Origin of the sequence: Nocardia violaceofusca NBRC 14427, from assembly GCF_963869435.1 — a bacterium.
Taxonomy (GTDB): domain Bacteria; phylum Actinomycetota; class Actinomycetes; order Mycobacteriales; family Mycobacteriaceae; genus Nocardia; species Nocardia aobensis.
Genome location: NZ_CAWMPM010000034.1, coordinates 37761 through 61031, shown reverse-complemented (window position 1 = coordinate 61031; position 23271 = coordinate 37761). Strand labels below are relative to the sequence as shown.

Annotated in this window: 25 protein-coding genes; 21 read left to right on the top strand and 4 right to left on the bottom strand. The window is 67.8% G+C overall.

What is annotated here, in order from left to right:
* The first annotated feature begins 32 nt into the window (after window positions 1-32).
* The 5 genes from AC5592_RS26275 (at window position 33) to ligD (ending at window position 3038) form a co-directional block, all read left to right on the top strand.
* On the top strand, window positions 33-527 hold the full coding sequence (locus AC5592_RS26275) for an Lrp/AsnC family transcriptional regulator (RefSeq protein WP_063065758.1): 495 nt from the start codon (window positions 33-35) through the stop codon (window positions 525-527).
* A gap of 29 nt (window positions 528-556) precedes the next feature.
* Complete coding sequence (locus tag AC5592_RS26270) at window positions 557-1165, top strand: helix-turn-helix domain-containing protein (RefSeq protein ID WP_063065757.1); 609 nt, start codon at window positions 557-559, stop codon at window positions 1163-1165.
* 79 nt (window positions 1166-1244) lie between these two features.
* On the top strand, window positions 1245-1454 hold the full coding sequence (locus AC5592_RS26265) for a hypothetical protein (RefSeq protein WP_063065756.1): 210 nt from the start codon (window positions 1245-1247) through the stop codon (window positions 1452-1454).
* A gap of 160 nt (window positions 1455-1614) precedes the next feature.
* The gene (locus AC5592_RS26260) at window positions 1615-1884 is read left to right on the top strand and encodes a hypothetical protein (RefSeq protein ID WP_157122223.1); all 270 of its coding nucleotides are present in this window, start codon (window positions 1615-1617) and stop codon (window positions 1882-1884) included.
* A 206-nt stretch (window positions 1885-2090) separates the two neighbouring features.
* Window positions 2091-3038, top strand: a complete 948-nt coding sequence (gene ligD / locus AC5592_RS26255) for a non-homologous end-joining DNA ligase (RefSeq protein WP_232329560.1) — start codon at window positions 2091-2093, stop codon at window positions 3036-3038.
* A gap of 97 nt (window positions 3039-3135) precedes the next feature.
* On the opposite strand, the gene AC5592_RS26250 is transcribed toward ligD, so the two are convergent.
* The 3 genes from AC5592_RS26250 to AC5592_RS26240 form a co-directional block, all read right to left on the bottom strand.
* The gene (locus AC5592_RS26250; RefSeq protein WP_084507189.1) at window positions 3136-4041 is read right to left on the bottom strand and encodes a beta-ketoacyl-[acyl-carrier-protein] synthase family protein; all 906 of its coding nucleotides are present in this window, start codon (window positions 4039-4041) and stop codon (window positions 3136-3138) included.
* Window positions 4042-4076: 35 nt separating this feature from the next.
* Entirely contained in the window at window positions 4077-4823 is a 747-nt protein-coding gene (locus tag AC5592_RS26245; RefSeq protein WP_232329570.1) for a helix-turn-helix domain-containing protein, read from the bottom strand.
* Window positions 4824-5003: 180 nt separating this feature from the next.
* Entirely contained in the window at window positions 5004-5276 is a 273-nt protein-coding gene (locus tag AC5592_RS26240; RefSeq protein WP_157122221.1) for a hypothetical protein, read from the bottom strand.
* Window positions 5277-5462: 186 nt separating this feature from the next.
* On the opposite strand from AC5592_RS26240, the gene AC5592_RS26235 reads away from it, so the two are divergent.
* Window positions 5463-6281 (top strand): helix-turn-helix domain-containing protein, encoded by an 819-nt coding sequence (locus AC5592_RS26235; RefSeq protein WP_157122220.1) that lies wholly within the window; start codon window positions 5463-5465, stop codon window positions 6279-6281.
* Between the two features lie 418 nt (window positions 6282-6699).
* Here the strand turns inward: AC5592_RS26235 and AC5592_RS26230 are convergent, their stop codons facing one another.
* Window positions 6700-7545, bottom strand: a complete 846-nt coding sequence (locus tag AC5592_RS26230; RefSeq protein ID WP_084507186.1) for a helix-turn-helix domain-containing protein — start codon at window positions 7543-7545, stop codon at window positions 6700-6702.
* An 805-nt stretch (window positions 7546-8350) separates the two neighbouring features.
* Here AC5592_RS26230 and AC5592_RS26225 point away from each other — a divergent pair.
* The 15 genes from AC5592_RS26225 to AC5592_RS26155 all read left to right on the top strand — a co-directional run bounded on the left by AC5592_RS26225 (window position 8351) and on the right by AC5592_RS26155 (window position 23223).
* On the top strand, window positions 8351-9082 hold the full coding sequence (locus tag AC5592_RS26225) for a hypothetical protein (protein ID WP_157122218.1): 732 nt from the start codon (window positions 8351-8353) through the stop codon (window positions 9080-9082).
* Window positions 9079-10320 (top strand): cutinase family protein, encoded by a 1242-nt coding sequence (locus AC5592_RS26220; protein ID WP_232329559.1) that lies wholly within the window; start codon window positions 9079-9081, stop codon window positions 10318-10320. The genes AC5592_RS26225 and AC5592_RS26220 overlap by 4 nt, the downstream gene beginning before the upstream one ends.
* Window positions 10317-11414, top strand: a complete 1098-nt coding sequence (locus AC5592_RS26215) for a lipase family protein (protein ID WP_063065748.1) — start codon at window positions 10317-10319, stop codon at window positions 11412-11414. Before AC5592_RS26220 ends, AC5592_RS26215 begins: the two co-directional genes overlap by 4 nt.
* Window positions 11415-11420: 6 nt before the next feature.
* Window positions 11421-12953 carry a cutinase family protein gene (locus AC5592_RS26210; RefSeq protein ID WP_063065747.1) on the top strand — a complete coding sequence of 511 codons (1533 nt, stop codon included), beginning with the start codon at window positions 11421-11423 and terminating at the stop codon, window positions 12951-12953.
* A 114-nt stretch (window positions 12954-13067) separates the two neighbouring features.
* Complete coding sequence (locus tag AC5592_RS26205) at window positions 13068-13763, top strand: DUF8176 domain-containing protein (protein ID WP_157122216.1); 696 nt, start codon at window positions 13068-13070, stop codon at window positions 13761-13763.
* Window positions 13760-14419 carry a CpaE/TadZ family protein gene (locus AC5592_RS26200; RefSeq protein ID WP_063065745.1) on the top strand — a complete coding sequence of 220 codons (660 nt, stop codon included), beginning with the start codon at window positions 13760-13762 and terminating at the stop codon, window positions 14417-14419. The genes AC5592_RS26205 and AC5592_RS26200 overlap by 4 nt, the downstream gene beginning before the upstream one ends.
* Window positions 14416-14700: a hypothetical protein gene (locus AC5592_RS26195; protein ID WP_063065744.1), complete on the top strand. Its 285-nt coding sequence runs from the start codon at window positions 14416-14418 to the stop codon at window positions 14698-14700. Before AC5592_RS26200 ends, AC5592_RS26195 begins: the two co-directional genes overlap by 4 nt.
* 116 nt (window positions 14701-14816) lie before the next feature.
* Window positions 14817-15752: an alpha/beta fold hydrolase gene (locus AC5592_RS26190; protein ID WP_063065743.1), complete on the top strand. Its 936-nt coding sequence runs from the start codon at window positions 14817-14819 to the stop codon at window positions 15750-15752.
* Window positions 15749-15982 carry a hypothetical protein gene (locus tag AC5592_RS26185; protein WP_036510321.1) on the top strand — a complete coding sequence of 78 codons (234 nt, stop codon included), beginning with the start codon at window positions 15749-15751 and terminating at the stop codon, window positions 15980-15982. Before AC5592_RS26190 ends, AC5592_RS26185 begins: the two co-directional genes overlap by 4 nt.
* A gap of 22 nt (window positions 15983-16004) precedes the next feature.
* Window positions 16005-16643, top strand: coding sequence for a DUF8175 domain-containg protein (locus tag AC5592_RS26180; protein ID WP_063065742.1), 639 nt, complete (start codon window positions 16005-16007; stop codon window positions 16641-16643).
* Complete coding sequence (locus AC5592_RS26175) at window positions 16640-17437, top strand: DUF8175 domain-containg protein (RefSeq protein WP_498974573.1); 798 nt, start codon at window positions 16640-16642, stop codon at window positions 17435-17437. The genes AC5592_RS26180 and AC5592_RS26175 overlap by 4 nt, the downstream gene beginning before the upstream one ends.
* Window positions 17434-18855: a TrbL/VirB6 family protein gene (locus AC5592_RS26170; RefSeq protein WP_157122214.1), complete on the top strand. Its 1422-nt coding sequence runs from the start codon at window positions 17434-17436 to the stop codon at window positions 18853-18855. The genes AC5592_RS26175 and AC5592_RS26170 overlap by 4 nt, the downstream gene beginning before the upstream one ends.
* The gene (locus AC5592_RS26165; RefSeq protein ID WP_063920386.1) at window positions 18852-20330 is read left to right on the top strand and encodes an SCO6880 family protein; all 1479 of its coding nucleotides are present in this window, start codon (window positions 18852-18854) and stop codon (window positions 20328-20330) included. The genes AC5592_RS26170 and AC5592_RS26165 overlap by 4 nt, the downstream gene beginning before the upstream one ends.
* 464 nt (window positions 20331-20794) lie before the next feature.
* Window positions 20795-22096: a putative type IV secretion/conjugal transfer ATPase gene (locus AC5592_RS26160; RefSeq protein ID WP_157122212.1), complete on the top strand. Its 1302-nt coding sequence runs from the start codon at window positions 20795-20797 to the stop codon at window positions 22094-22096.
* 29 nt (window positions 22097-22125) lie between these two features.
* Window positions 22126-23223 carry a C40 family peptidase gene (locus AC5592_RS26155; protein WP_232329558.1) on the top strand — a complete coding sequence of 366 codons (1098 nt, stop codon included), beginning with the start codon at window positions 22126-22128 and terminating at the stop codon, window positions 23221-23223.
* Window positions 23224-23271 lie beyond the last annotated feature (48 nt).

Genomic DNA, 23271 nt, shown 5'->3' with positions numbered 1-23271 from the left:
TGTCCTCTCCGTACCTTCGAAAGGTTGGCGATATGACAAGCAGAACCGCGGCCGATGCGATCGACGCCCGGTTGCTGCTCGCACTAAGGGAGGACCCGCGGGCAGCCACCATCGCACTCGCCGATCGGATCGGGGTCTCCCGCAACACTGTTCAAGCTCGACTCACCCGGTGGCACGACGCGAGCACACTGAAGTCCTTCGACCACCGGATCGATCCCAGTTTCCTGGGCTACCCCTTGCGAGCCTTCGTCCTGACCAACGTCAAGCAGAAACGGCTGAGCGAGGTTGCCGAATCGCTCGATGAGGTGCCCGAAGTCGTGGAAGTGCACGGGCTCTCCGGAATGGCGGATTTGCTGGTCCAAGTCGTAGCTCGCGACGCCGACGACCTCTACCGCGTGGCGGGTCAGATTCTGAGTATCAAAGGTGTCAAACGAACCACGACCGCCCTCGTGATGCGCAGCCTCATCGACTACCGACTCACGCCGCTGATCGATCGAGTGATGGACGCTACTATTACCGGGGCCTGACCCGCAGCGATACGCCACGAGCGGAAGGGGTGGCCGCCCTGTCGGTTGCGGGCATTCGTCGACATGCCTGGAGACCGATCGAGCGGGACGGTCACCGGGTCACCGAATTCGCGTACCAGCTGCGTTCGCTGCTGGACGCGGATCCGCGGCTGACCTTCCGCAAGATCGCAGATACCGTCAACTACTCGCACTCGACCCTCAACGACGCCACGACCGGCAAGAAGCTCCCGTCGTGGCCGGTGACCGAGGCACTACTGAAAGGCTGCGGACAACGTGACGACGATATCGAACGCTGGCGCGAGCTCTGGGAGGAAACCCGGCTGCGGATGCAGCAGTTCCCGGCAGACCTCGTCGGTGAACAGTTGGGCCACAACAGTATTCAGGCACCGTCGATCGAGCCCTCCCGCGATGTCTACAACGAGTGGCGGCCACGTCCGGACCTGGTCGTGGACTACACGCAGCTCAACGCCGAGCTGCGCCGGTTCGGGCTGCGATCGGGAATCCGTCGCTGCGTACTTTGCACCGAGCGGTGGAACAGATCGCGATACTGCGCGGTGGCGACGTCTACTCTGCGGCCACGTTCGCCGACGTCTTCGCCGGGCGCCGGTATCCGCGGATTGGTCTGTATCGGCCGCTGATCCAGACGATGCTGGTGAAAGCCACCACCGTTCACTCCTCCTTGGAAGAGGCTCAGCGCAGCTGGCGGCAGGAGTGCGAATGGCTGCTGGCCTGAAGAGCCGGGCCGAGTACCACCGATGCCAGGAATCGGCGCTCCTGCCGCCCGGGCTACGCAACGATCCCCGGGCCGCGGCCGAACTGCTCACCACGATGGAACCGACCACGGCCAGCGACATGCTCGCCGGCCTGCCACCGGCGAGCAGACAAGCCATCCTGACCGCGGTCTTCGAGATGCACCGTCACAAGTAGACGCTCGGCCCGTACCCCGCTCACGCAGAAGTCCGCCGTGAGCGGGGTGCATGTTTCCGGCGTGCGGGCCGTGGAGGTCGCTGCACCTCTCGACGCGATCACTTACCGATCCGTCCACCCCGTCCAGGCCTCAGCGCAGCGCGGGTGACAAGCTCAACCGATGCCAATTCCGCCGCGTACCCGGATCCGGTTGAAGTCGCGCGCCGGCCTGGCGACCGCGGATCGCATCGGATACGTCGCCCCCGCCGGGCACGCGGCCGTGGTCCGCATCGACTTCGACCACGCCTCGGGCGAACTCGTTCAGGTGTGGTCGAAAACTCCGCCCACCGGCGGGACGGAGTGGGTCGTGGTGTGGTGGCCAGGCGACCACTGGACATGGGAACGCGAAACCGACCGCGAGTTCGTCGACACCGACGAAAAACCCATGTGACCCCATCCCGTCAAACCGCAAGTGCTGGCGCCATCGCACACGACTCGCCCCCATTTCCACGGCCCCATCCCTGCACGCGGTCCCACAGCCGCTGCGTCGAGCAGGCTTTCGGTTGTTCGGCGCTGTGAGACCGCCCGGTTGAATGCTGTAAGTTTGCTGTTGGGGTTATTGTCGGCGAAGGGGCCGCTGATGGCGGCGAAGCAGCGGTGATCACGCTGCCGCGATATGCGGCGATGCTGGCGGCGGCGGGGGAGTTGCCCAGTGACGATGAGGGCTGGGCATTCGAGATCAAATACGACGGTATCCGGGCGGGCGCTTACGTCACTGACCGCGTGCAGCTCATCTCGCGGAACGGCAACGACGTCACGGCCGCCTCGCCCGAGCTGGCGGATTTGGCGGCCCGGCCGCCGTTCGTGCTCGACGGTGAAATCGTCGCCTTCGTGGAGGGGCATCCGTCATTCGAAGCGCTGCAACCGCGCATGCATCGGCGCGGCGCGGCGACGATCGGCGCGATGGCTGCGGTGGCTCCGGCGACGTTCGTCGCGTTCGACTTGCTGCATGTCGGGGGCCGGTCGCTGATCGAGCTGCCTTACGTGCGGCGTCGTGAGCTGCTCGAGCAGTTGGCGTTGTCGGGGCCGCGGTGGCAGATATCGCCCCGCCTGGCCGGTCGCGGCCCTGCGTTGCTGGCGCGTTCGCAAGAGCTCGGTTTGGAGGGGCCGATCGCCAAGCGCCTGGACGGTCGCTACCTGCCCGGGCGGCGCAGTCGGTCCTGGACCAAGATCAAGAATTCGCGGGTCTCGGAGGTGATCGTGGTCGGCTGGCGGCCCGGTGCCGGCGCCCGGTCCGGGCGGATCGGTTCGCTACTGGTGGCCGTACCCGACCCGGACGGGAATCTTATCTGGGCGGGCAACGTCGGAACCGGCTTCACCCGAAAGGCTCTGGCTGATTTGCATACGAGACTGACTGCCCTGCAACGTGATACGCCACCGGTCGTCAACAGCGCCGTCGCGCCGGAGGCGACGTGGGTGCACCCTCGGTTGGTCGGAGTAGTGGCCTTCACCGAGTGGACTCACGCGGGCATATTGCGGCATCCGTCGTGGCGTGGATTGCGAGACATCGATCCCGACCGAATCCGACCTCCGGATTGGAAGTAGGCCGCCGGCCATAGCGCCGGGTAGAGGCGCCCGACCTCGGATGCCGTCTGCGCTTCCTGTCGAGGGCGCGCGGTGCAGCCGGTCGTGGTGGTGGTCGTCACTGGATCCGGAGGGGAGCCACTGCCCATGTGCCGAAGGCGTGGCTGATGGTGAGGACGATCTGGTCCGGTGCGGCGCCGTCTTCGAGATAACTCTGGAGGTTGAGCAGGTTATCCGCGGAGTGTACGTGCGCGAAGTCCGCGACGTTGTCGGCGTAGGAAAGGTTGTGGTCGAGGCCTGCGGACAGGGTCATGAAGCGCAGTGCTTCGGTGTTGATGTTGTTGGTAATGACCTGCCGGATCTGGTCGCGGTCGGTCTTCGCGCGCAATAGCACCTCGTCGACGAGGCCGATGAGGGTGCGGCGGGTGAGGGCGGCGATGGCGTCGGGGTTGGTGGCGGCGCGGATCAGCTGGTTGGTGGCGGTCGCGGTAGCGAGGATTTCGATCCGGGCGGGTTCGTTGGTGACGAGGCAGGATGCGGCGCCGTCGCTGACGACGGAGTTGACTTGACGGAGCAGACGCTGCTCGGGGGCGGTGCAGGCGTCGGTGGTGACCAGCAGGACGGTGCGGGCTTCACCGGAGGCGACGAGTGTGCGGGCGAGATGCAGGGCAGTGCCGAAGTTGGCGCATTCGGCGGCCGAGACACCGATCGGCGTGGCGTGGGTGAGGCCGAAACGCTCACTCAGCTGCAAAAGTTCGGTATTTTCGATCTGGCCGAACCCGATGGTGGAGGAGGCGAGCATCAGGATGTCGATCCCCGATGCCGGCATCCGCGCTTGGTTTAATGTCTTCGCGATACAGACGGCGGCCATCTCGATAGGAGAGTCGCGGGCGTGCCGGTAGTAGGAGAGTCCGACCTCGTGCATGGCATCGACCAGTCCTGGCTCTGCGGCAATAGGTCCTATTCCTGCGATCGGTCGCGGGTCGCCGACGGTGTGAGCGACTCCGGTCATGAAAACGCGCATGATGTTTCACCTTGGAAAGTGCTGTGACACGACGGTTACTTGCATCCTGAGCTGGCGTTGCTGATGCCGTAGGCGACGAGGATGGCGTGCGGGCTGTGGAATTCGCTGATCTGCAGCGAGATAGCGGCCGGAGTGGGAGAACCGGTGTGACGCAGGAGGACCGGTCTGCCCGATGGGCCGCCGTAGCTGACGGCGGTGGGGTGTGTTGTCCAGAGCTCGGCGAAGCGCGGATTGGCGGCCAGGGTGCGGACCAGGGTGCGAGCATCGAGGCTGCCGCGGTATGGGCCGATGGCAGCGCGCAGCGCAGCGACCACGTGAGGTGCTTCGTCATCCCAGTCGACGACCAGCTCACGCGCGGGCGGCTGGAAGAACCACAGCGCCAGGTTGTTACCGGCCTGACGAAGTCCGGGCAGCGCGTCATACAGACGGTCGCTGGCGGCGAGCACGGTCGATAGGGGAGTGGTGTAGACGCAGATGATGTGTGCAGCATCCAAATGTGCGAGATGGGCGTTGACTTCCGGTGTCGAGATCTGGTGCCGTAGTTCGTCGTCGGCCGCAAGCTGCAACGGAGGGTTCCACAAGTCGTAGGTGTGGCGACGCTGAGCGGGATCGAGGTCGTAGCCGCGCACGATCCTGGCCAGGGTGTCGATGGTGGGAACGGACCGGCCGTGCTCGATCTTGAAGAGGTAGGCGCCACTGATCCGGGCACGAGCTGCGGCAATCTCGCGTGACCAGCCCCGCTCCTGGCGCAACTGATCCAACCACAGGTGCAGGTCCGGCATCTCCACCCGGGCAGCGACGCAGGCGCGTCGAGTACGTCTGGGTGGATGCCTGCCGTCTGTATGGCCGCGTGCTCGGTTCACCCGCCTGTCTCCGTTTCTCCCCGACACCGACCCGACCGGATCCGAAATATGAATAGTCTCAATTTTCGCATGCACTGATTCGTGACCAATCACTCCGCGTCAGCGCTGTGTGCTGGTGCCGGTGCGATGGCGGGCACTGAATTCCACCCAGGACATACGGGGTTTCTCGGCGGCCAGCAGTTGCGCCCTTTCGCGCAGCATGCATTCGGTCCGCAGTTCGGTGGCGAATTGTCGCGCGAATTCGGCCAATTCGAGGTCATCTGCTGTGTCGGCGTAGGTCTTGATGAGATCGGCGGCATCGCTGACCTGCGTCGCGATCCGAAACCCGCGGTCGAGGTCGGACGACAACAACTCTCGGCGCTCTGGACTCATTATTCGATTCCCTCCCGCATCGCACCCGTGGACGCTTTCGAACCAAACGTATTGCGAAATGTCATGCCTCGACGACGAGGCAGCCGACGCGCTTAAACCCCTTTGTATTTCATGACCGGCGTCACATCAGATTGTGCGGTTGCGGCCTGTATGCGCTTGCGATCTGGTTCTAGCATTGTGTGAACCATGAAGGGGGTCAACGGTTGCAGCGGCCACAACTTGTGTCCGGTGGCCCGACACGACAGGCGGGGAGGGAAGACATTGACAGTACCGGCGAGGTTCAGCAACCTGGGTGCGTTCGTGGAAAAGCGCAGGAAACAGCTGGATTTGGACCGACACGAGCTGGGCCGGCGGGTCGGGCTGGCAGGAGGGACGATCAAGAAGATAGAGCTCGAAGAGCGCCGGCTCGTCGATGCAAATCTGCGAAAAGTGTTGGTCGCGCTCGAGGTCCAGGAAAACAACGTCCGGCTCTTGCTCTCGGCGCGGGAGGGGCGGCTACGCTCCGACGACAGTGCCCCCTGTGAACAGGAGTTGCGTGCGATCGAGGCGATCACCGCGCCGGTGTTCATCCTCAACACCGTGATGGGCCGGATCGTGGCCGCCAACCGCGCGTGCGAGTCTCTGATGCACTTACGAGCGGGCGTGAGCATCTACGAGTGGCTGGTGGCCGATCCGTGGACGCGGCAGCTGCTCGGGCAGGACTGGTACACGATCGCCCACGGAGTGCTCTGGGGTGCCGCCCCGCTGATCGAGTGTGTGATGCCCGACGGTGAGCGGGAGCGGCTGCTCGAAGTGTGCAGCCGGGTACCGGAATGGGAGACGTTGTGGACCACCCGCCCGGCCACCGCCGATTTCATCTACGGTGCGCGCATGACCCGGCCAGGCACGGCAGACACCCATGACTACGCGTTCACCGCGACGGAGCTGCGGTTTCCGCCGCGGGTCGGATGGTGGCAGGGGCAGCTCACCCGCGCGGATCGAGATCCGGCGCCGGTGAGTGCATGAACGTGGCCCAGGAGGGGACAGGCGGCTGCCTGGCGGTCTCCCCTCCGGGCCACGCCCGCCCGTGACGCACACCGTCACGGGGGTCCAGGGCGGCGCCGTCGACGCCGCTGCCGCTGCTGCTGCGGCGGCGGCGACAAGGTGGACCGCTGTGGCGGCGTGGCGGCGGCTTTGGTCGCGGTGTGTTCGATGGCGGCGGCGATGTCGGCGGCGGTGAGAAACCATGTTCGCCCGGCCGATGTCCCGGCAGCGTGCCGGCTTTCAGCTGCCGTAGGTACCACGCTTCGGACTTGTGCAGGGCGCGAGCGCCGACAGAAACCGGGTAGGTCGGCTCGTGCGGGGCCGTCACCGCATTCGCGGCATCGTCAAAACTCTTGGTGTCTGGCTGCTCATCAGTCGACACACCAGCACCTCCCTCGCGTTATGAAACAGGCTGTGCCCCAGCGCCGTCCGCGCCCTTATGCCCGGCAGCGTGGGATCGATACGCTAAGAACAAGCGAACCCCGGGTTCTTCGATGAGTTCGGTGACCTGCACGGTGACCGGCGCATCGTGGTCGCCCGAGCGGCGCGGAGACGGACCGCCGTCGTAGGCGACCTCGACACCGCTACGCCACAGTGCGGCGAAGTGCGTACTAGCGGCGAGTCGTTGAAGGAGTCGGGCTCCCTGCGGCGCGTCGCGGAAGCGGCCCAGCGCTGCGCGCAGCGTCGCGACGAAAAACCGCGCATCCTCGTCGCCGGCCCTCGGGCGGGACGGTTCGCCGGGCGAGGAGAATCGCCAGATGGCGAGGTTGTCCTCCGCCTGGTCCAGGCCGGGAAACAGGCTGTGGAACTGGCGGTTGGCTGCGACGACGTTCCACAGGGCATCGCAGAAGCCGCAGGCGATCGCCCGGGCGTCCCATGTCGCCAACTCCCCTCGGCGACCACGAGTCGCTATGCGCTCACGCAGTTCGTCCAGTGGAGCCAGGACTGTGGCGGGTTCCCACAAGTCGATGGTGTGGCGACGCTGGGTGGGTGAGAGTTCGTAGCCGGTGATGATCTTGTCGAGTGTGTCCCGGCGCGGGGTTGCGGCACCGGTCTCGACCGACTTGAGATAGGTGGCACTGATGTGTGTGTACTGACCGGCCAGCTCGCGGGTCAGGTCGCGGTGTTCGCGCATCACCCGTAGCCAGGGCCCGAGTGCCGGAATTCCAACCGGCACATTACCGGCCAAACGGGGGACATCCGGTGGCTGTCGAGCGTCAGGTGAATCGGGTGTGGTGGTGGTCATGAAACCCCCTCGACCGCTGGCACTTTCGTGCCAGCGAATGCAGGAATTGGTGAAAAGCTGTCTCCCCCGGACGCTTTTGTTCCTACCAGAATCCCTCGATGGCGGCAACGAATAACCAGCGGTCTCACTGGCGAACAGGCCCGCCCGAGCTCGGCCTGACGGCTGTGTTCATTGCGTGGTGTCCACCAATCGGCGGCGGGCGGGAAAAATTTCGAGGGATACTGGGAGTATCAATTTTCGCCGCTGTCGCAGGTAAACACACCTCTTTGTGGGGGTGGTGCGGGTATATATAAAAACTCCATCCCTTCGACACCTGGTGAACCATATTTTTCCGCGTTTTGATGGTAGGGCAACTGCTCCTGCTTCGAAGGGAAATTGATTGTGGATCCGATGGTCGTTCTTTCCTGGATCGATACCGGCTCTGCGGCAGTCTCGAACGGACTGACGATCGCCGCCCAAGTGCTCTCGCTCGTCCTACCGTTCCTCTGAGCTGCTGAAACGGCGGATCAGCGCCCCGGTCAGTCAGCGTTGACGACGCCGGGGCGCTGACCCCCGAAACGCCACACCATTCATTCTTTTCCTCTTTCCCTCCCTCCATTCGAAGGGTTTATTCGGCATGCCGAAAACAGGCTTCAGAAACGTCAAGAGAAGAACCGCGGCACCCTATAAAAGGCGGGAGCGGTCACAGGCAGGCAAGCCCCGACCCGCGTCGCTCGTGGTGGCCGGTACTGTTCCGCTGCTGATCGCGCTCGCGTGCGCCGGCCCGGCGGGTGCGTCGACGGCTTCGATCGCGGACCAGCCTGGCGTGACCAGCCCTTCCCAACCCGGCACCGCGACACCGCCGCCCCCACCTGCGACACCGCCGCCGGCGCCGGAACCCCAACCGGAACCGGCACCCGAGCCGCAGCCTGCCTACGTCGAGCAGCCACCCGAGGTCCGCAACGGACCCACCCCGCGCCCCGAACCCGCCGACGACCCCGCACCGCCGGTGCAGGTGCAAGACCTGCATCTGCCCGAACCGGTGGCACCGGTCGCACCGATTGCGCCGCCGGACAACACGATTCGTATCGGTCAATGGCAGGCCCCGGCACCGGATTGGCTTCCACCCCAGGCACGTGACTGCATCAACAACACCGCGGCCGGGGCGGAAGCGCAGGTCGCCACCGCTCTGGATTCGATCGGTCTCCCGGCAGGGCGCTCGGACCGGGTCAGCGGCGCAACTCTTGCCGGCGCCGGGATCGGCGGCGCGGCCGGAGCGGTCGCAGCCGGCGCACCGGTGGCCGCCGCGGGCGCGGTCGTGGGCGGGCTGATCGGCGGCACCATCGGCGGAATCGCCGGTGCCGCAGTAGGAACCGTGGTCCCGGTGCCAGTGGTCGGCACTGTTACCTCCGGCGTCGCGGGAACGGCGCTCGGTGCCGCGGCCGGTGCGGCAGCAGGCGCTGCCATCGCGGGCGTCCCCGTGGCGGTGGCGGGCGCGCTGGCGGGCGGAACCGTCGGTGCTGGATTCGGCGCCGGAGTCGGGGTGGGCCAGCCGTGACCGACACGACTCTGACTGTGAAAGCGCTGACCACGATAGCGGTGAGCACGGCATGCGCGGCGATGGTGAGCGGTCTGGGGAGTGCCACGGCGGGTGCTGTGCCGATCGGTCCCGGCTGCCCAGCCCTGTACGTGATCGGGATCCAGGGCACCGGGCAATCGAACCCCGACCCGACCGCCGACACCGGAGTCATCGGCGCACTGCTGGGCCAGGTCCAGGCCGGAGCCCCGGACCTGGTGCAACACAGCACCATTCCGTATCCAGCCGGGTTCGGAGGGATCGTGCCCGGCGGCGGACCGACACCGTATGCGGAATCGGCGACCGAGGCACTGGCCGGCCTCGATGCCGCCGCTACCGACATCACCAACGCGTGCCCCGACACGCTGCTCGCTGGCGTCGCTTACAGCCAGGGTGCGCAGGCGATGGCGCAGTTCGCTCAACAGGTCGGCGCGGGCAATGGGCCCGTCGGGCCGGACAAGATCGCCGGGATCGCGCTCTACGCCAACCCCTATCGGCTCCCGAACTCTCCGGTCATTCCCGGTCGGCCGGGACAGACGGTGCCGGATCCCGCCCCGGGTACATCGGGCGCCGCGGTCGCGACAGTGCAGATCCTCAACCCGCCCGCGGCCGGTAGCGGCATCGCTACCGACGGCAGCGGCTACGGCGCGCTGACCGGTCGTGTCGCTGATATTTGCACCGACGGTGACCTGGCGTGCTCGGCGCCCGACCACGCGGCCTTGCTGCGCGTCGGCGCGGAAATCGCCGCCCAAGCCGACCTGCGCGACCCGATCGCTGCCCTGACGTCGATCAACGGACTGTTCTCGACGGCGCTGGGGCGAGCGTGGACCACCGTCCTCGCCGAGGACTTCCACACCGACCCCGGCAACGCCGATTACGTTCCAGGAAAACCATTGGTGCAGAGGCTTATCGACGCCGCCGACCCCCGAATCCCCGCACCGGGCCCGGATCAGGTGCAGGCAGCCGCCCAGCGATGGGATCAGATCACCGCCGCGGCGACGGCGAACCCGCTCGGCGTCGTGGCGAAGCTGGCCGGCCAACTCGCCGCCGCCTGGGGCCAGCTGGTCGCCGACAACGCCGACCTGATCAACCCGGCGGTGTGGATGCACTACGGCGACACCGTCGCCCGCCACAACGGCTACCTCGTCAGCGGCCATCTCGCCTCGGGCATCGCCTGGATGACCGCTCTCGCCCACGACGCCGCAGGAAACCAGTCATGAACGACACCGGCACCGCCTTCTACGCCCCGCCCACCCTCCACGACTCCTTCGAGCCCGGCCGCATCCTGCGCATGCGCCCCACCGACACACCCGCGTTGATGGGGGCAGGCGCCGCGTGGCAGCTGCTCTACACCTCCACCGATACCCACGGCGAACTCACCGCCGCCTCCGGCATCGTGATCACCCCCGACACCGATCCCGAACTCGGGCCAGGCCCGATCCTGGTGTACTGCCCGAGCTTTCACGGACTCGGCGGCTCCTGCGCACCGTCTCGGCTGCTGGCCATCGGCGCCGAACCCGACACCGCACCGATCACCGCGGCGCTTGAACGCGGCTGGATCGTCGCTGTCCCGGACGGGGAAAACCTCGGCATCACCGGCCAAGGCCCGCACACCTTCCTCGCCGGCCGCGCCGCAGCACACCACACCCTCGACCTCGCCCGCGCCACCGCCTCGATCCAAGAACTGAACACGCAGGAATCACCAGTGGTGGCGTGGGGCTACGCCGACGGCGCCCGCGCGGTCACGATCGCGGCACAGCTGCACCGCGCCTACGCACCCGAAGTGGACCTGCGCGGCATCGCCGCCGGCGCGACCATCACCGTTCCCGGCGCGCTGGCGGCCCTGCTGAACACCAGTCCGTTTTCCGCGCTCGTGCTGGCCGGGCTCATCGGCTTGTCGCGCGCCTACCACCATCTTCCCCTGCGGCACGTGCTCTCTGCCGACGGCCGACAGATCATCGCCGAAGCCGAAACCCGCAGTGCCCCCATGCTGCTCGCGCAGTATCGGCGGCCGATCGAGCAGTGGTGCGACCGGGGACAGCCGTGGACCGATCCCATGTGGCATTACGTCCTGGCCCGCGAAGCCATCCCCATCGACCAGATACCCAGCGTGCCGGTGCACCTCTACCACGGCGCTCGCGACGCGCTGGTGCCGATCGGACAGAGCACCCGCCTGCTGTCGGCCTACCGCGAGGCCGGGGTCGAGGTGAGCTGGCGCAACTACGACCGCGGCCACCTCGACACCGCCCACGACGCCATCACCGAAACTGTCGCCCACCTGACCGACTACCTCGCACGATCGAGTGAGGAGTGAAAAGCGATGCGGTGCAACAGCAACCGGCATATGCGCCGAATCGCTCGCGCTAGCGCGCTGCGGAGGTGCACCGCTGCCGCCATCGGAGGTCTGCTCATCGCCGGTGGCAGCGCCCAGGTCGGGACCGCTGACGCGGCGGTCCCGATCGGGGACCGGTGCCCGGCGTTGTTCGTGTTCGGGGTGCAGGGACCGGATGAGTCGGCGCCCGACACCGCACCAACCCTGGATTCCGGCGCTCTGGGCCAACTGTTCACACCCTTGGCGGCGCACGCCGGCGATTTGATCCGGCGGCTCTACATCACCTACGGGTATGACGACACGGGCGAACCCGAAACCTACGACCAGGCCACCACGAGCGCCGCGCATCGACTCGAATCCGAGGCCGCCGAGGTCGTACATCGTTGCCCGGCAACGAAGATCGCCGTCGCCGGTTGGGGTCAGGGCGCGGCGGCGGTCACCGATTTCGCCCACCGTGTCGGCGACAACACCGCCACCGTGGAAGCCGATTCCATCGCCGGGATCGCGTTGCTGGCCAACCCATCCCGAGCGGGTAGCGAGGTTCTTCCCGGCCGCCCGGGACAGACCACCCCGGCACCGGCACCAGGCACCACGGGAGCAGCGGTCACGTCGATCCACTTCGCCAACACACCAGGCGGCGGTAGAGGAATCGATTCCAGTGCCACCGGAGGCGCAGGATTCGGAGCGTTGGCCGGTCGAGTCGCCGACCTCTGCACACCGGGTGATCTGGCGTGCGACGCCCCCGCCGGTTCGCCATTGACGCAAACGGTGAGAAACATTGCCGCTCAGTCGAACCTCGGTGATCCGGTTGCGGCGATTTCGACCATCGCGCAAGCCTTGGCTGCCACGACGTGGAAGACCGCGATCGGCGTCGTCACCGACGATATCGCCGGTAACAGCCTGGACGAACTGAGCTACCAACCAGCCAAACCCTTGGGGCAGCGCTTGGCGGAGGCGTCGGACCCGAACACCCCGATGCCCGGCCCCGACGACGCGCTGGCCGCATTGTTCCGGATCGGCACGATCGGGCTCAACACCGTGGCGTCGGTTGCGCAGAAGGTGTTCACCCCAGCAACGATCGCCGAGCTGGCCACTGTCGGGATGGCCAACCCCGCCGCCGCGCTCGGGGTCCTCGGCGCGAAACTCGCCGGCGCTGTCGCCGACCTCGTACCGCCGCACACCGCGCTGGGCTGGGTGAACCAGGCATTCGACGCCATCACCTCCACCGTCACCGACGGCAACCAGCTCTACCAGCTGGCCACCTACACCCAATACAGCGACACCACGGGCCACCAGGCCGCCTACACCAGCACCCCCACCACCCCGACCGGAACACCAGCCCTCGCCGCGGTCGCCGACTGGTTCACCGCCCTGGCCCACGACCTCGCCGCCACCCACCCAGCCACCGAAACACCACTACCGACCACCACTACGACGGAGCCCACCGTCCCGGCGACGTCCGGCTCCGTCCCTGAGCGGACCGGCACGGCAACCCCTCCCCCTGCCGTGCCGAGTCCTTGAACCCCTTCGGCGGAGACGGTTTCTCTGCGCCAGAGAGATCGGTTCGTTCCTCGCGGGCCGCCTCCGCCGAAGGGCCCATTCACACACCCATCCACGTTGAGGAGGTGAATCACCGTGCCGCACAACGCATCTGCGGAAACTACTGCCGTTCCGGGTGACGAATGGCGGTGGCTCGAGCCCGACTCTTCGGAACAACAGCAGTCGGAGCCCACGCAACTGCGTCCGGGGCGTGAGGACACCCATCTCGCACCGGAGATAGAAGGAGAGGAGCATCTGCACCTCGGGTTGCCGTCCGCGCGGGTGTGGATAGTCGTGGGTGCGGCAGTGACTGCGGCCGCGGTCCTGGTGCTGATCGGTGCACTGGTCGTTGCTGATCCGAGCGGACACACCGCAGTTCCGACCCCGACCGCGGCCCCGCCCTCGACCAACGCCGCAGCCGACGGCGGGGCCTGCGCCGGACTGACCGGCGCCACGGTCACCGATCGAGACGGTGACCCACGGACGGTCGCCGGGACAGTGGCGTCGTTCGAAAACGCCTACTACCGGCTCCGAAGTGCGGACGCGGCCTTGCGGGTCGTGGCGCCGGAGGCCGGTCTCGCGGCCGATGCGCTCGCCGCCGGGATCGCCTCGATCCCGGAGGGGAGCACCTACTGCGTGGCGATCACGCCGATCGCCGCCGGAAGCGCGAACGTGCATGTGGTCGAGCAACATCCCGACCGTAGCCGTACCGACTACCTGCAGGTGATCAACACCCGCCCCGACGGTGCTGGCCTGCTGATCACCAACATTCAAAAGCAGGCCGGACCATGACCGCCGCCCTCGCCGCGCACGCCGAGGACACGCCCCCCGACGGACGGCTCGATCCGACCACTGTCTCAGGACCGGACCCGGAACGACGGGCGCCTGTGAAGAATTCAGCGTTGCCGGTGACCGGACCGTACCCTCCGCTGTTCGCGGTGCTCGGCGCCCACGGCGGTGCCGGCGCCTCGACGCTGGCTCGGTGGTGGGCGCACGCCGCCGACACCGGGCTCGCATGGCCGGCCGCCACCGTGACAACCCAGCGAGTAGTGGTCGCGGCTCGCGACTGCCTGCCAGGCCTGGTCGCGGCCGCGGACCGACTGCGCGAATGGCACGCGGGGCTCACACCCCCGGGAGTGATCGTGGTCGGCCTGGTGCTGGTTCCGTCGCGGCCCGGTCGTGTCCCACTGTCGGTGCGGCGCTATCGCAGCACCGTTGCGGCGCTGGTCGGGGGCGCGGTGTGGAAGATCCGCTGGCACGACGAACTGCTCACCCACGAACTCGACGACCTCGCCACGTACACACCGAATGATCCGCCGCCACCGCGGCGCGCCCACCTGGTCGACGCGGTCCCCGTCGACGTCTACCGGGCCGGGGCCGCGATCACCGCGCGCATCGCCGCCGCCCGGCTGTTGCAACCCGATTCCACACCTAGGAGATCGTCATGACCTCGATCGTCGTCGACAGTATCGCTGTTCTAGCGCAACAGATTCCGATCACGCCGCAGCCGCCTCCGGGCTCGGAGGGGCTGACCAAGGTCGTGAACTGGCTCGCCTGGGCAGTCATGCTCGCCGGAATCGCCGCTCTCATCTACGCCGGCGGCAAATTCGGATGGGAACGCTGGCACGGCGGCGCGGTCGAAAGCCCCAAGATCGTGCTCGGCGCCCTCGTCGGCGGAATCATCGCCACCAGCGCCGGATCCATCATGACCCAGATTGTCGCCAAATAGCAGTAGCGCCAACCACATTCGACGTCCGGCGCCTGCGGGCATCCGTGCCCGGCGGAATGGGCGGAATCAACTCTCGCAACTACGTAAGTCGTTCTCAGGCAAAGGAATTCATACGCATGTCCGTCACCGACACCTCCTCGTTGACCATGCCCACCAGCGACGGGCTCGTGCTGGCCGGAAATCGTTGCGGGCCGTCGTTCGCCGCCGCGACCGTTGTCTATGTGCACGGGTTGCTGTGCGACGGCAGCTGGTGGCAGCCGCTGACCGAGCAGGTGCACGACCGCCTCGACGGGCAGATCGCCCAGATCGTCTGGGACCAGCGCGGACACGGCCGCTCCGGACGCCCCCACCGCAGCATCGAGACCACCCTCGACCATCTGGCCGACGACCTCGATACGGTGCTCACCCAGGCCACCGGAGCCGTCGTGCTCGTCACACACTCGGCCGGGTCGATGATCGCTGCCGCCTACGCGCAGCGTTACCCGGCTCGCGCCGCCGCACTGGCAGGTTTGGTGCTGTTCAACCCCGCCGGTGAATTCCCGGAATTCCCCGCTCTGCCCAGGCATTTCACCACCGCCGCGGCACGGATCAAGGGGCTGCGCTGCGGACGGCTCGACCACGTCGCGGCCGCGGCCGCATCGCTGGCCGAACGACGATTCCGCCGCACCGCGCGCCGGCTCGGCTCCAAGGCACCGCTGGCGACCGGCGCACGGCCCGGAGATCCGCGCGTGCTGACCGACCTCATGCACGCCTACCGCCACTTCTACCTCGCCCCCGACATCGCCGCCGCGCTGCGGTCGGTGCCCTCGTTCGTGATCACCGGCGACCGCGATCGGGTAGTCCCCGCCGCCCAATCGACACGGTTCGCCGAAAAGATCTGGGCCGACCAGCAGGTAGTGCCCGACGCCGGGCACTCGCTGCCGCGCACCGATCCCGACATCGCCGCCGAGACCATCGTCGCCGCGCTCGACGTCGCCTACCACGCCGACGTCGACCAGCTCCTGCTCGATCAGGACGGCGAACTGGCCACCGACACCGACGGCGCGCCATGACCACCACCCGCCTGGACCCGAAAGTCCTCGCCCCGCTGACCCAGATGCTCGCCTGGCTCGCCTGGCTCGTCCTGCTGCTCGCAATCGCCCGCACCATCTGGATCGGCTGGCAGCTGGCCTGGCGATTACATCGCGACGAAGCGATCGAAGGACTCGCCGGCGCCCTGCTCGCCGCCGTCCTCGTCGGCTCCGCCAGCGGCATCGCCGCAGCCCTGTTCCCCACCCACTGAACCCAGCCGATCGGAGACACCAATGGACCCGGCTACCACTCACCATGCCAGCCTCACCGCGCTGATCGGACTGCTCGGCATCGCAACCCTCGCCGGCTGCACCGCACCCGGCGACCACACCACCCCGCCCGCCGCCTCATCACTGCCCGCAGACATCCACGCCGCACCCACCGACCTGACAACCACGACCTACCAAGGCATCTCGCTCCCCGTGGCCGACCAAGGCCCCCACACCGTGACCGGCGCGGTCGCCGCGGGGTTCGCACACTCCCCGGCCGGGGCGGCGCTGGCCGCCATCCACGCCCTCGTCCGGATCTCCGTAGCACCCGACGATCAATGGGCCACCGTGGGGCAACAAATGCTCGCCCCCGGAGCCGGGCGCGACGACTGGGCCGTGGCGCGGGCTCAAATATCGGTCACCACTTCGGTTACCGGCCCGCCACCGAAGATCCTCGGCTACCGCATCACCGGCTACACCCCGACCGGCGCTGAGGCCGCGATCTACACCCAGCAACCCGACACGTCGCTGACCTGCAACACCGCCACCGTTATCTGGGCCGACGGTGACTGGAAACTTCTGCTCCCCGACGGGAACCACCCCGCACTGGTCACCGCACTCAACGCGCTGCCCACCGACGCGATCCTGCTCCCGATCCGATGAACACCACCACCGCTAAGACCGCACCGCAGAGGCGCCACCGGTGGCTCGGCCTCGCGATAGCTCTGGGCGTCCCGCTGGGCGGATGCGGTACCGACGCACCTCAACCTCCATCCGCTGATCCATCCACAACGATCCACACCACACGGCCCTCGCTCAGCGCGTCGCCGGCCCAGCCACCGACCACAGACCTGTTCGGAAACCGTCTCGCCGTCGTCGGCGACGAAGGCCGCGTCCTTCCCCAAGACCCAGCCACGCGCCCCAACCCATCGTCAATCGACTACCTCACCGCGGCCCCAGCACGGATGACGTGGCAACGCGGATGGGGCGGTGCCGCGTTACCGGCGTCCGGTAGTGACGGCCCTGCCCTTATCGACCACGGGATCGCCTCCGGGTTCGCCGACACTCCACAGGGCGCCGCGCTCGCCGCCTGCGACGCCCTCGCCCGCGCCCTCGCGGCACCAGAAGGTCTGTGGCAGAACGCGGTTCGTGCGCGCTTCGTTGGTGACACCGACGCGTTCATCGCCAGGGTGACGCGCAGCCGCACTCGCACACCGGACGCCGCTCGCTATGTCACCGTCCCCGACGGCATCCGCGTCCGCGACGGCTATCGGCCGGACTTCGCCGTCATCGACATCGCCACCCGAACCGGCGAGGGATACACCTACGCGTCCTGGCCGATGGCCTACGACGGCGACTGGCGAGTGCGCCTGCCTGGGGACATCGAAACGCTCTGGCAGTCCGGCGATCCCCGCTCTTCCCTCGCCGGCTTCGGGCAATGGAGGACCACCCCATGACGATATCTTCCGCTACTGCCGCACACGCTCAGTTGCCGGACATCGTGTGCGACCTGCCCACCGGGCCCGGCGCGGTGTGCGCCTTGAAACAACTCGGCGGCAAAGCCGCCAACTCCGCCGCCAACTCCGCATTTGACAGTCTTGTCGACTCTTTGGTCAACGGCATGACATCCGGAATCAGATTCGTGATGACGTGGTGGGTCAACCTGCCGTCTCCACAGCTCGCGGCGTCTACCGGGGAGCCGGGGCCTGCCTTGGCATCGATCCGCGGATACACCTCCGGTTTGCAAGTTCTGCTGATGATCGCGGGGATTTTGTTCGCCGCTGCCCGGCTGGCGATGGCCAAACGCGGGGGGGTCGCGGGGGAGGCGCAGGAGAGCTTTCTCATGTTCGCGCGGGCGGTGTTCGCGTCGATGATGTTCTCCGCGCTCATCACTACCGGTACGAAAGCCGGTGACGCGTTCAGCAACTGGGTGATCAACGACGCCACCGGCGGCGACCTGCGCGGCGCGGTCGAGCGGCTGGTCGACAACAACCTGCGCGAACACAGCAACCTCGGATCCGGCATCCTGTTCGTGCTGGCCATCCTCGGCCTGATCAGCATGCTCGTCCAGCTCGCGATGCTTGTCGTCCGCCAAGCCGTGCTGATCTTGGTCGTCGCCGCGATCCCGCTGGCCGCGGCCGCCGCCGGAACCGGACCCGGATCGCAGGCATACAAGCGGATGCTGTCGTGGTCGCTGGCGTTCGTGCTGTGGAAACCGGTCGGCGCCCTCGTCTACGCGATCGCTTTCAGCGCAGCGGGCACGAAAACGACCGGGCAGCAACAGGATCCGCAACTGGTGCTGCTGGGAATGATCCTGCTGCTGTCGGTGACGATCGTGCTACCGGCCTTGATGCGGCTGGTTACTCCCGCGGTGGCGACCCTCGGCGGCGGGGGAGGAGCGGGTGCCGCCCTCGCCGGTGGCGCCCTCGGCATCGCAATGGGCTCGGCCGGCGGCGACCGTTCCGCGGCCCGCAAGATGACCGAAGGTGAAAACGCCACCACCAGCGGAGGCGGTGGCGGGTCCAATCCACCGCCGAGTGGCCTCTCGGCAGGCCCCAGTGGGGGCCGTCCGCTCTCGGGCGGAACAGGTGGCAGTGGTGCTTCGCCCGGCGGCGGGTCCGCGGGCGGTGGTTCCTCATCCGGTGGGTCGGCCTCCGCCGGAGCCCGTAGCCGGTCGGCGGGCGCCGCGGGACAAGCCGGTGGCGGCTCCGGTGCGGCGGGCGGCGCGGCCGCAGGCGCTGGCATGGCGGGCTCGGCCGTCATGGGTGCGCAACTGGCCGGTCAGGGTGTGCAGTCGGCGAGTTCGGCGGTCGAATCCCAAGCCGGTGACGGCTGGGATATCGACGCTCCCGGCCCGTTGGAGGTGCGGCGATGACCAGTCCCCGCATGTACGGAAGATGGGAGAAGCCACGCTCGGCCGGGTTCTTCGGCATGACCTGGGGTGTAAGCATGCTCGCGCTGGCGTTGCTGATCACCGTGATGGCCACGTTCATGATCACCCGGTCCATTCCCCCGACACTGGCCGTTCTCGCCTGCGTCGCAGTGGTTTTCGCGCCGCTGGTGATCACGATCGATGGCCGGACCGGGTGGGAGACGGCGGTCTTGCGGGCCCAGTTCGCGACGGCGAAAGCGCGCGGTGAACTGGTGTATCGGTCCGGTCGGTTCTCCCGGATACCGGGTGTGGCGAGATTGCCTGGCCTGCTGGCTGATTCGCGTCTGGGGGAGTGGGAGACACCTGGCGGGAAGCGGTTCGCAATCGTTCATATTCGCCGCACCGATCACTGCACGGTGGTGCTGCGGGTGCTGCCGCGCGGCAAGGAACTGGTCGATCAAGCCCAAATCGATGCCTGGGTGGCCGAATACGGGCACTTCCTGGCCTTGCAGTCGCGCGGTGGCGAGGTTGTCGCGGTCACCGCGGTCCTCGACACCGTCGCCGAAACACACCTCAAGCAACGCCGCGAAGTCGCACGCCTGGTCCGGCCGCAGTCGCCGGAGTTCGCGCGGGCGGTGATGCGCGAGGCCGCCGCCGACATCGGCGGAGTGGGCGTGCGGATCGAGGCCCGCATCGCCATCACCTACCGCGCCATCGGAACCTCCCGCAAAACCCGTCGAGACCTGCCCGAGCAGGCCCGCGAGATCGGGCAACGCCTGCAAGGGGTGCTGTCACAACTGGCCCGCGCGGGACTTCCGGCCACGCCCTTGCAGGCATGGGAAGTGCTGGGGCTGGTGCGTTCTCGCTACGACCTGGCTGCCCAGCGTGACATCGAAGCCGCGGGCCCGGAGATCACCGACACGCAGTCGTGGGATTCGGTGGGCCCGATCGCCCACGAGGACCGCTGGGACCATCTGGTGCACGACGGCGCCCGCTCGATCACCTGGGAAATGGACGCCCCGCCCCGGGGTGCGGTGTTGGAAACCGGTCTGGAGGAATTGCTGCGCCCCCGCGCGGACGTGCCGCGCAAGCGGGTCGCGATCGTGTACCGCCTGCATTCGGCGGCCGAGGCCACCGACATCGTCGACGCCGACTTCCGCGACGCGCTGGCCGCCGAGCAGACCGAACGCGGCATCGCCTCGGCCGCCGCGTCCATCCGCGTCGACAACACCCGCGCCGCCCGCCAGGAACAAGCCCGCGGCGCGGGCCTGACCCGATTCGGGGTCCTGGTCACCGTCACCGACGTCCTCGACGCCGACCTGCCCGGCATCGAAACCTCCGTGCGCACCATGTGCGCGGCGTCGCGGCTGCGGGTGCGGCGCTGCTACGGCTCCCAAGCCGCCGCCTTCGCCGCCTCCCTCGGCATCGGCCTGATCCTGCCCGAACACACCTCGATTTCGAAGCGGTTCAGCGCATGACGATCCATACCGGGACCCGCAAGACTCGCCATCCGCGAACGACGGCAGTCGCAGGGATTCGCGTGCTGACACCCCCGGCCCGCGCAGATGTCGAAACGGCCGCGGCCGGGCGCGGCCTGGCCGCCGTGCGTGCTCGCTGGGTGCTGTCGAGCGACGATCATCGCCGCGCCAATGCCGCACGGAAAGCCGAGGATTCGGTCCGCGACGGGTTCGACGTGCCCGTGGCCAGTTTGACCGACCGCGGATACCGCGGTGCCGGCGGCGGGCGGGCGACGGTGGTGGCGGCGACACCGGAATGGCGGGCGACCACGGTGCAGGTGGCCGGGTTGTGGCCATTCGCAGTCGGCGCGACGGCGCCGATCGTGGGCTGCCCCGTAGGTTCTCATTTCGTGACCGGCGCGCCGGTGCACTTCGATCCGATGTCGTGGTTCGCCCGCGGATTCATCACCGCACCGATCGCGTTCGTGCTGGCGCTCAACGGTTTCGGCAAATCCTCGCTCATCCGCCGCCTCGCGACCGGAGCCGTCGCCGCTGGAGAAACCGTGCTGTGCATGGGCGACACCAAACCCGACTACCGCGACCTCGTCGAAGCTCTCGGCGGGCAAGTCGTCGACCTGGGTTACGGGCACGGCAGCATCAATCCGCTCGCCGTCGGCGCGCTCGGCACCATCATCGACCAGCTCCCCGACACCGACCAACGCCGCCAGGTCGCCGCGCGCGTAGAAGCCGGGCAAGTCAACATCGTCGCCGGGCTGATCGAGTTGGTCCGCGGCTCCCGCGTCGCCGACTACGAAGAAACACTCATCGCCGCCGGCCTGCGCGAACTCTACAGCCCCGCCGGAGGATTCAGCCCGGCGCGGCCGCCGCGGCTGTCGGATCTTTTGGCGACGATCTCTGGCGGCGCGCAGCGGCTGCGGCAGTTCGCCGAGGAAGACGACGACGTCGCGTTCCGGGCCGCGACCAAAGTGCTACGTCGCTCGCTGCGCGCGGTGATCGAAGGCCCGTGGGGCCAGATCTTCGACCGCCAAACCAGCACCCCGCTGGACCTGAACAGCCCCGCTGTCTGCATCGATGTGTCCCGCATCCCCGAAGGTGACACGAAACTGCTGGCGGCGGTGCTGATGGTGTGCTGGAGTGAAGGGTTCGGCGCGGTCGCCGCCGCCCATGCGCTGGCCGACGCCGGCCTCGCGCCGCCGCGCACGTTCGAGGTCGTCATGGACGAGATCTGGCGCGTGCTCGGCGCGGGAGAGTTCATGGTCGACCGCGTAGACGCCCTGACCCGGTTGAACCGGCCGCTGGGCACCGGGTTGATCATGTGCAGCCACACCATCAAAGACCTCGCCGCCTTCGACTCGCCGGCCGCGCAAGCCAAAGCCCTCGGCTTCTTCGAACGCGCCCGCGCCAAGATCATCGGCCCCGTCGGGCCGGAAGAGATCGAACGCCTCCGCGCCGCGGTATCCATCACCGACACCGAAAAGCTGCTGGTCACCTCCTGGGCTGCGCCCAGGCCACCCACCGACGATCACCTCGACAACACCGGCGCGCGCGAAACACCGCCCGGCACAGGATGTTTCCTACTCAAGACCGGCGAAGCCGACGCACCCGGCATCCCGTTCCGCATGACCTTCACCCCCACCGAGCGCGCCCACGACATCCACAACACCAACCGCCGCTTCTCCCACCTCACAGGAGAACACAACAACGGCCCGCGGCGGCCTCCGTTCGAGGCCGAGGCCTTCGAGGTCGGGGAGGACGGCGATGAATAATGTCCTCCAGAACCCTCCTCACAGGCATCGTGTCCCTGCCCATCGTGTTGATCCTGTTCCTGGCGGTGCTGGTCGGAATACAACCCGCAGACTCATGTGCCGCCCAGGTGCTCGCTGGGGGAGTGGCGGGCCCGACCGGTCAATCGCTGGCGGGGTTGAACGAGCGGCAGTTGGAGCTGGCGCGCAACGGTGTCGCGATCGGCAAACAACGCCGAGCCGCGCAGTCGGTGATCATCGCCGAACTGGCGGCGATGATCACCGAATCGACGCTGCGGAACCTCGCGAACTCCAACGTCCCGGAATCGTTGAACTACCCCAACGACGGCGTCGGCGCCGACCACGATTCGGTGGGCCCGCACCAGATGCGGGTCAGCGTCTGGGGAAGCGCCGGGATCGCCACGCTGATGAATGCGATCTATCAGATCAACTGGTTCTACACCCAAGCCGGCACCATCCCCGGCGCCGCCTCGATGACCTCGGCCGAACTCGCCCAAGCAGTCGAAGTGTCCGCACCGAACGCCTATGCCGGACAACTGGATCTGGCCCAACGCCTCTACGCGACGTTCGCCGACATCGACCCAGCGTCCCTGCCCGCCCCCGTGCCAGGGCAACCGGCTCCCGGATGTGGACCCGGCTCGGCACCGCCCGGCGCGCCGGTGCCGGCCAATGGGTTCGGGCAAGCGGTCGTGGCCGCGGCGCAGCGGTGGCTCGGTACCCCGTACGTGTGGGGTGGGGGCGACGCGAACGGCCCGACGGGCGGCGGGTTCGACTGCTCCGGATTGACGTTGTACGCGATCTACCAGGCATCGGGCGGTCGAATCCGGTTGCCGCACTACACCCAGGCCCAACAAGACTCACCGGCCGGCCGGATCGTCGGGTTCGATCAGCGCCAGCCCGGGGACCTGATCTTCTTCACAACCCCCGGCGAGAGCGATTCCCACCATGTCGCCGTGTACGCGGGCCGCGACGCCGACGGCACGGACCTGGTCATCCACGCCCCCCAAACCGGCCAAACCGTCACCATCGCCCCCCTTGCCCGTGTCGCCGGAGCCGACCACCTCGACGTCCGCCGCTACACCATCCCGCAACCCCGAAGCCCAACAGTGGAAGAGGGAAAACAGCTGTGACACCGAATAATCCGCATCGACGACGTGAGGCGGGATCCGTCCGTGGAC

Coding starts and splice junctions, on each gene's coding strand:
- AC5592_RS26235 (WP_157122220.1), top strand. CDS start 5,463: ATGAAGGGGGTCAACGGTTGCAGCGGCCACAACTTGTGTCCGGTGGCC.
- AC5592_RS26190 (WP_063065743.1), top strand. CDS start 14,817: ATGTCCGTCACCGACACCTCCTCGTTGACCATGCCCACCAGCGACGGG.
- AC5592_RS26195 (WP_063065744.1), top strand. CDS start 14,416: ATGACCTCGATCGTCGTCGACAGTATCGCTGTTCTAGCGCAACAGATT.
- AC5592_RS26185 (WP_036510321.1), top strand. CDS start 15,749: ATGACCACCACCCGCCTGGACCCGAAAGTCCTCGCCCCGCTGACCCAG.
- AC5592_RS26250 (WP_084507189.1), bottom strand. CDS start 4,041: ATGCGCGTTTTCATGACCGGAGTCGCTCACACCGTCGGCGACCCGCGA.
- AC5592_RS26240 (WP_157122221.1), bottom strand. CDS start 5,276: ATGAGTCCAGAGCGCCGAGAGTTGTTGTCGTCCGACCTCGACCGCGGG.
- AC5592_RS26230 (WP_084507186.1), bottom strand. CDS start 7,545: ATGACCACCACCACACCCGATTCACCTGACGCTCGACAGCCACCGGAT.
- AC5592_RS26275 (WP_063065758.1), top strand. CDS start 33: ATGACAAGCAGAACCGCGGCCGATGCGATCGACGCCCGGTTGCTGCTC.
- AC5592_RS26265 (WP_063065756.1), top strand. CDS start 1,245: ATGGCTGCTGGCCTGAAGAGCCGGGCCGAGTACCACCGATGCCAGGAA.
- AC5592_RS26200 (WP_063065745.1), top strand. CDS start 13,760: ATGACCGCCGCCCTCGCCGCGCACGCCGAGGACACGCCCCCCGACGGA.
- AC5592_RS26175 (WP_498974573.1), top strand. CDS start 16,640: ATGAACACCACCACCGCTAAGACCGCACCGCAGAGGCGCCACCGGTGG.
- AC5592_RS26245 (WP_232329570.1), bottom strand. CDS start 4,823: ATGCCGGACCTGCACCTGTGGTTGGATCAGTTGCGCCAGGAGCGGGGC.
- AC5592_RS26260 (WP_157122223.1), top strand. CDS start 1,615: ATGCCAATTCCGCCGCGTACCCGGATCCGGTTGAAGTCGCGCGCCGGC.
- AC5592_RS26180 (WP_063065742.1), top strand. CDS start 16,005: ATGGACCCGGCTACCACTCACCATGCCAGCCTCACCGCGCTGATCGGA.
- AC5592_RS26215 (WP_063065748.1), top strand. CDS start 10,317: ATGAACGACACCGGCACCGCCTTCTACGCCCCGCCCACCCTCCACGAC.
- AC5592_RS26165 (WP_063920386.1), top strand. CDS start 18,852: ATGACCAGTCCCCGCATGTACGGAAGATGGGAGAAGCCACGCTCGGCC.
- AC5592_RS26210 (WP_063065747.1), top strand. CDS start 11,421: ATGCGGTGCAACAGCAACCGGCATATGCGCCGAATCGCTCGCGCTAGC.
- AC5592_RS26170 (WP_157122214.1), top strand. CDS start 17,434: ATGACGATATCTTCCGCTACTGCCGCACACGCTCAGTTGCCGGACATC.